A 6106-nucleotide genomic window follows, 5' to 3' on the forward strand; every position below is an offset into this window, starting at 1 on the left:
GGAGTTCAGTGCGCGGGAGCCGGAGCGGCCGGGGCGCCTCCGACGATGTCGGCGTAGATTTTCTTGACGCGAGCTTTCACGACGGGGCAGGCCGGGTCGTTCACGAGGCAGTAGCCGAGCGTCTCGCCGGAGCAGCCGCAGTTGCACGTCTCGCGATTCACGGTGTCGAGGAACGACTTCCGCTTCGCCTCGTCGACCTTCGTGAGGTCGTAGCCGGGGAGCGTGGAATAGTAGCCCCCCTGGACCTCGAGGCTGAGCTTCCGTCCGCCGGAATCCGTAGACGCGGAAGGTGTCGGCGACGTCTTCTCCTGCGCCGCGAACTTCTTGCCCTTCATCGCCGCAGGACTGGGGGTTCTCCCTGCGGCGCTCTCCCCCTCGCTCACTTCCGCGGTCGCCGCCGCCGGGTTCAAGCGGCTGAACCTCGCTGCGAGCCTTTCGAAGTCCGCGTCGGAGATTTGAGAAACCAATCGGAACTCGTCCATCGACGCGAAGGTCTTGCCGGCCTTGCGATGCGTGGCAATGCGGCTCGCCGTTCCGGCGCTGATTCCGGGGTACGCAGTCAGTGTTTTCTCGTTGGAGCCGGCACTTACCATCGCCTTCAGAAGCGCATCGGACTGCGCCTGCTTCAGGGGGGCCGCGGCGGCGACGGCTGACGGAGCGGGAATGGCGGCGAAGACCGCCAACGCGACCACCGATAGAACGAGCCAGCGATTGAATCGATTCGTCATCCCGGTGCGCTCCCTCGGAAAGAAGTTCCCTCAGTCAGTCTGCGGGTCTTGAGGGCGGGATAGTAATGCCCGCTCAGGGATCCTGCAATCCCGAGACAGCGCTGCGGGAGCCGAGAGCTTGATGCGCTCGAGCGGCAGACGGCGGGCGACGGGAATCGAGGTCTCGACCGCCGCCCGCTTCCATCTAACGGTACTTATTCGCAAACCCCGCGACGCGGCTTGCGCCTCTTTTCGCGTGGGAGAAGGCTAGCCGCATTGCTCGCACTGACAGGAGTACGGGTTGAAGCAGATGTCAGGATTCGGCACACAGGGATTGCCGTTTCCGGCCACACAGATGCTGTGCGGGTAGCCACATGCCTCGCACTGCTCGATCGTGGCGGCTTGCACTGGGGTGGCGGTCACGATTCCGTACGTGATCGCGCCCGCGGCGGCGAGGACGAAGATGAACCCGACAACGATCAGTTTCTTCATCGTGCTTCTCCTGCTCAACGTTCGTCGGGAACCATTCCCAACGAAATCCACTGGCACGAACCGTACTCCTATCCAACTCCATTGTCCATAGCCAACGATAGTGAATGTTCGTAATGTCCCATAATGTCCCACCGGCGCGCCCGGGAGTTGCCGACAAGGGCGCGACGGGAATGGCTCCCAGGGCGCCGCACCCCGTCAGCCCGCCGCGGGTGTGCTAGGCTCGCGATCTTCCCGACCCAGGACCTTCGAGCCACCGATGCAGGAGAAGATCGTCATTCGGGGGGCGTCGCAGCACAACCTGCGGCACCTCGACCTCGAGATACCGAGAAACCGCCTCACCGTCGTCACGGGGGTGAGCGGATCGGGGAAATCCTCGCTCGCCTTCGACACGATCTACGCCGAGGGGCAGCGCCGCTACGTCGAGAGCCTCTCCGCCTACGCCCGCCAGTTCCTCGAGCAGATGGAAAAGCCCGACGTGGAGCACATCGAGGGGCTCTCGCCGGCCATCGCAATCGAGCAGCGATCGGCCTCGCACAACCCGCGCTCGACCGTCGGCACCGTGACCGAGATCCACGACTACCTCCGCGTTCTCTTCGCGAGGGCCGGGACGCCGCACTGCCACACGTGCGGCCGGCCGATCGCCGCGCAGACGGTGCAGCAGATGGCCGACCGCGTCCTCGCCTCCCCCGCCGGCTCCAGATTTCAGGTCCTCGCCCCCGTCGTCCGCGGGCGCAAGGGGGAGTTCCGGAAGATGCTCCAGGAGCTGGGGCGCAAGGGGTTCGTGCGTGCGCGCGTGGACGGCCAGAGCCTCGAGATCGCCGGCGTGGGGGAGATCGACAAGAAGCGCGCCCACACGATCGAGATCGTCGTCGACCGACTTCAAGTATCCGCGGACGTGCGCGGGCGGCTCGTCGATTCCCTCGAGACGGCGCTGCGCGAGGCGGACGGCCTCGCCGTCGTCGCCTTCACCGGGGGCGAGGAGATCACCTTCTCGGAAAAGCTCGCCTGCCTCCACTGCGGCACGAGCGTCCCCGAGATGGCCCCGCGCACCTTCTCGTTCAACTCCCCGTACGGTGCCTGTCCCGGGTGCGACGGCCTCGGCACGCGCCCGGAGTTCGACGCGGAGAAGATCGTCCCGAACCCCGATCTGTCGCTCGAGGAAGGGGCGATCGTGGCGTCCGGCTGGAGCTCGTCCACGTGGATGAAGATCTTCCTCAAGGCGATCGCGAAGACGCACCCCGTCGACCCGAGGCTCCCCTTCCGGAAGCTCCCGGCGCGGGTCCGCGAGATCCTCCTGCACGGATCGGGTGAGGAGGAGTTCACCTTCGAGTGGAAGGGAGGGCGGAGCAAGTACACCTTCCGCCGGTCGTTCGAGGGGGTGATCCCGACGCTGCGCCGGCGGTACAAGGACTCGCACTCTCAAGCCGTGCGCGATCAGATCGGGAAGCTGATGACCGTGACGCCGTGCGCCGAGTGCGGGGGGGCGCGTCTGAAGGCCGAGGCGCGGGCGGTGAAGCTCGCGGGGCGCGGGCTTCACGAGTACTCGGGGCTCGACGTGGCGGCGGCGCGGGCGACCTTCGCGTCGCTCCCTCTGACCCCGAGCGAGGAGACGATCGCCCGCCCGCTCCTCAAGGAGATCCTCGAGAGGCTGGGCTTCCTCGAGTCGGTCGGCCTCGGATACCTCTCGCTCGATCGCACGGCCTCCACGCTGTCGGGGGGCGAGAGCCAGCGCATCCGCCTCGCGACGCAGATCGGATCGCGCCTGAGCGGCGTGCTCTACGTGCTGGACGAGCCGTCGATCGGGCTTCACTCGCGCGACAACCGGCGGCTCCTCGAGATGCTCAAGGCGATGCGCGATCTCGGCAACACCCTCATCGTCGTGGAGCACGACGAGGAGACGATCCGCGAGGCCGACCACGTGATCGACCTGGGCCCCGGCGCCGGCGAGCATGGCGGGGAGATCGTCGGGCAGGGATCCGTCGAGGACGTGGTGAAGGCCCCGCGCTCCCTGACGGGGGCGTACCTCTCGGGACGGCTCTCGATCGAGACGCCGGGGATCCGGAGGCGCCCCGATCCCGGGCGCGCGATCGTCGTGCGCGGCGCCGCGGCGAACAACCTCAAGAAGATCGACGTCGCCTTTCCGCTCGGCGTCCTCACGGCGGTCACCGGGGTGTCGGGGTCGGGGAAGAGCACCCTGGTGAACGAGATCCTCCACAAGGCGCTCGCCCGCTCGCTCCACGGCGCGGGAGATCCGCCGGGGCGCCACGATCGCATCGAGGGGATCGACCGGATCGACAAGATCATCGACATCGACCAATCCCCCATCGGCCGCACCCCCCGCAGCAACCCGGCGACGTACACCGGCGCCTTCTCGCCGATCCGCGATCTCCTCGCGCTGGTCCCCGAGTCGCGCGCGCGCGGTTACACCGGCGGGCGCTTCTCGTTCAACGTGAAGGGGGGGCGCTGCGAGGCCTGCCAGGGGGACGGCGTGCGGCAGATCGAGATGCACTTCCTCCCCGACGTGCACGTGACGTGCGAGGCGTGCGGCGGCAAGCGGTACAACCCCGAGACGCTCGAGATCCGATACAAGATGAAGAACATCGCCGAGATCCTCGACCTGTCGGTGGAGGAGGGGCTCGCCTTCTTCGAGAACATCCCGGCGATCGCGAAGAAGCTCGAGACGCTCGTGGCGGTGGGCCTCGGCTACGTGCGGCTGGGCCAGCCGGCCACGACGCTGTCGGGAGGAGAAGCGCAGAGGATCAAGCTCTCCCGCGAGCTGAGCCGCACCGAGACGGGCCGGACGCTCTACGTCCTCGACGAGCCGACGACGGGACTCCACTTCGACGACATCCGGAAGCTCCTCGGCGTCTTGCAGGCGCTCGTGGAGTCGGGGAACACCGTCGTGGTCATCGAGCACAACCTCGACGTCATCAAGACCGCCGACCACGTGATCGACCTGGGGCCCGAGGGAGGGGACGCGGGAGGGAGGGTCGTCGCGTCAGGGACGCCCGAGGAGGTCGCGAAGGTCGCGGCCTCCCACACCGGGGCCTGGCTCGCCCGCCTCCTCGGCCGCCGCACCGGGAGCGCGAGATCCGGCCGCCGGGCCTGATGCCGGAAGCGCCGCGTCGCCGTTCGGCGCCGACGCGACCTCAAGCTCGGGGGGGCCGTACGCCCCCGACGCCGCGTGCCGGCGCACCGCCAGGAGCTCCGCAGCGGTGCGGAAGGCGTCGCGCCACAGCCGCACGCGCGAGTCGGCGCGGTTGCTCCAGCGGATAGGGAGCTCCAGGACCTTGAGCCCCGCCCGATGCGCGAGAAAGAGGATCTCCGCGTCGAACCCCCAGCCGTCCAGCTTCTGCCTGAGGAAGAGGGCCCGCGCGACGTCTCCACGGAACATCTTGAATCCGCACGTCACGTCCGTCGTGCTCTTCGGCAATCCGAGCGCTCCGCACGCGAGGCGCGTGAAGACCTTCCCCCCGATCCGCCGGAGAGGGCCCTGAGGCGGGATCGTCGTGGCGCCGGGGGCCCGGCGCGTCGCGACGACGACGTCGGCCCCCGCCGCGGCCTCGGTGAGGAAGGCGGGGATGTACGAGGGGGAGGTCGAGAGATCGACGTCCATGAACGCGACGAAGCGCCCGGTCGACGCGAGGACCCCCGTGCGGACCGCGTGGCCCTTGCCGCGGTTCGCGGGGTAGGAGATCACCTTCATCTCGGCCCAGGCGGCCAGGTCGAGAGCGCGGCTCTGGGCCGTAAGACGGGCCGCGATCTCTCGCGCGCGCGACGCCGTGGCGTCGGTGCTCCCGTCGTCGACGACGAGGATCTCGTACGGGAAGCCCGCGGCGGCCAGGCGCGTCGCCACCGTCGCCACCGCCGGCTCGAGGTAGGCCTCCTCGTTGTAGGCCGGAAGCACGAGGCTCAGGAAGGGGGCGCCGCGGGAGATCACGAGGCCTGAATATGCGCCTCAGGCCGCCTTTATCCAGCGGATGACCTCGGGAATCGTCGCCCTCTTCCCCGTCATCAGGATCCCGACTCTGAAGACGCGCGCCGCCGCCCACACCAGCACCCCGATCGTCACGAGGATCGCCAGGATGTTGACCGCGATCTCCCACATCGGCGGCGGGAGGATGTTGATCCGCATGAACATGACGATGGGCGAGAAGAAGGGAACGTGCGACATGACGCGCGCGAGGGTGCTCGCCGGCTGCTGCACGATCATGAAGGCGATCACCATGGGGATGACGATCATGATGACGACCGGCTGCTGCGCCTGCTGCGCCTCCTGCTCGGTGGTGCACATCGCCCCGACGATGCAGAAGAGGGCGGCGTAGAGGAAGTAACCGAGGAGGAAGTAGAGGAGGAAGAACCCGAGCGTCTTCGGATCGATCACGACCGGGGACTCCTCCCCGCCGAGGCTGCCCCGGTAGACGGAGATGCCGAGGGCGGTCGAGCACCAGATGACGAACTGCGTCAGGCCGACGGAGCCGATGCCGAGGATCTTCCCGGCCATCAGCTCGAACGGCGTCACCGACGAGAGGAGCACCTCGACCACGCGGTTCATCTTCTCCTCGATCAGGCTCCGCGCGAGGGCGCTCCCGTAGAGGATGAGGTTCGTGTAGAGGAGGACCACGTAGAGCATCGTCGCGATCCACTCCTCGACGAACCCCTTCTTGCTCTGCTGCCCCTGGGCGCCGATCTTGATCGTCTGCATGTCCACGCGCCGGGTCAGGGCCTTCGCCTTCGCGGGGTCGATGCTCTCGGCCTTCAGCCGCTCGGCGACGAAGACCTCGGAGAGGGCGCGCTCGATGCGGCTCGTGCTCGTGATGTCCGAGACGGTGCGGCCGTAGAACGTCGGCTCGGCCGTCCCGGTCAGCGCGTCGGCGGGGACGACGAGGTAGGCGTCGAGCGAGCCG

At 68.1% G+C, this 6106-nt stretch carries 5 protein-coding genes; 1 reads left to right on the top strand and 4 read right to left on the bottom strand.

Annotation, left to right across the window (positions count from 1 at the left end):
* Positions 1-5 precede the first annotated feature (5 nt).
* Together HY049_19655 and HY049_19660 are read right to left on the bottom strand one after the other, a co-directional pair.
* Positions 6-728 carry a helix-hairpin-helix domain-containing protein gene (locus HY049_19655; GenBank protein MBI3451116.1) on the bottom strand — a complete coding sequence of 241 codons (723 nt, stop codon included), beginning with the start codon at positions 726-728 and terminating at the stop codon, positions 6-8.
* A 246-nt stretch (positions 729-974) separates the two neighbouring features.
* On the bottom strand, positions 975-1199 hold the full coding sequence (locus HY049_19660) for a hypothetical protein (GenBank protein MBI3451117.1): 225 nt from the start codon (positions 1197-1199) through the stop codon (positions 975-977).
* 256 nt (positions 1200-1455) lie between these two features.
* Here HY049_19660 and uvrA point away from each other — a divergent pair, with 256 nt between their 5' ends.
* Positions 1456-4308 (top strand): excinuclease ABC subunit UvrA, encoded by a 2853-nt coding sequence (gene uvrA / locus HY049_19665; protein ID MBI3451118.1) that lies wholly within the window; start codon positions 1456-1458, stop codon positions 4306-4308.
* Here the strand turns inward: uvrA and HY049_19670 are convergent.
* Entirely contained in the window at positions 4198-5139 is a 942-nt protein-coding gene (locus tag HY049_19670) for a glycosyltransferase (protein MBI3451119.1), read from the bottom strand. The genes uvrA and HY049_19670 overlap by 111 nt on opposite strands.
* Positions 5140-5157: 18 nt before the next feature.
* Positions 5158-6106: ABC transporter permease (locus HY049_19675; protein MBI3451120.1), on the bottom strand; the 949-nt coding region annotated here is incomplete at its 5' end.

Source organism: Acidobacteriota bacterium, from assembly GCA_016195325.1.
Taxonomy (GTDB): Bacteria; Acidobacteriota; Polarisedimenticolia; order JACPZX01; family JACPZX01; genus JACPZX01.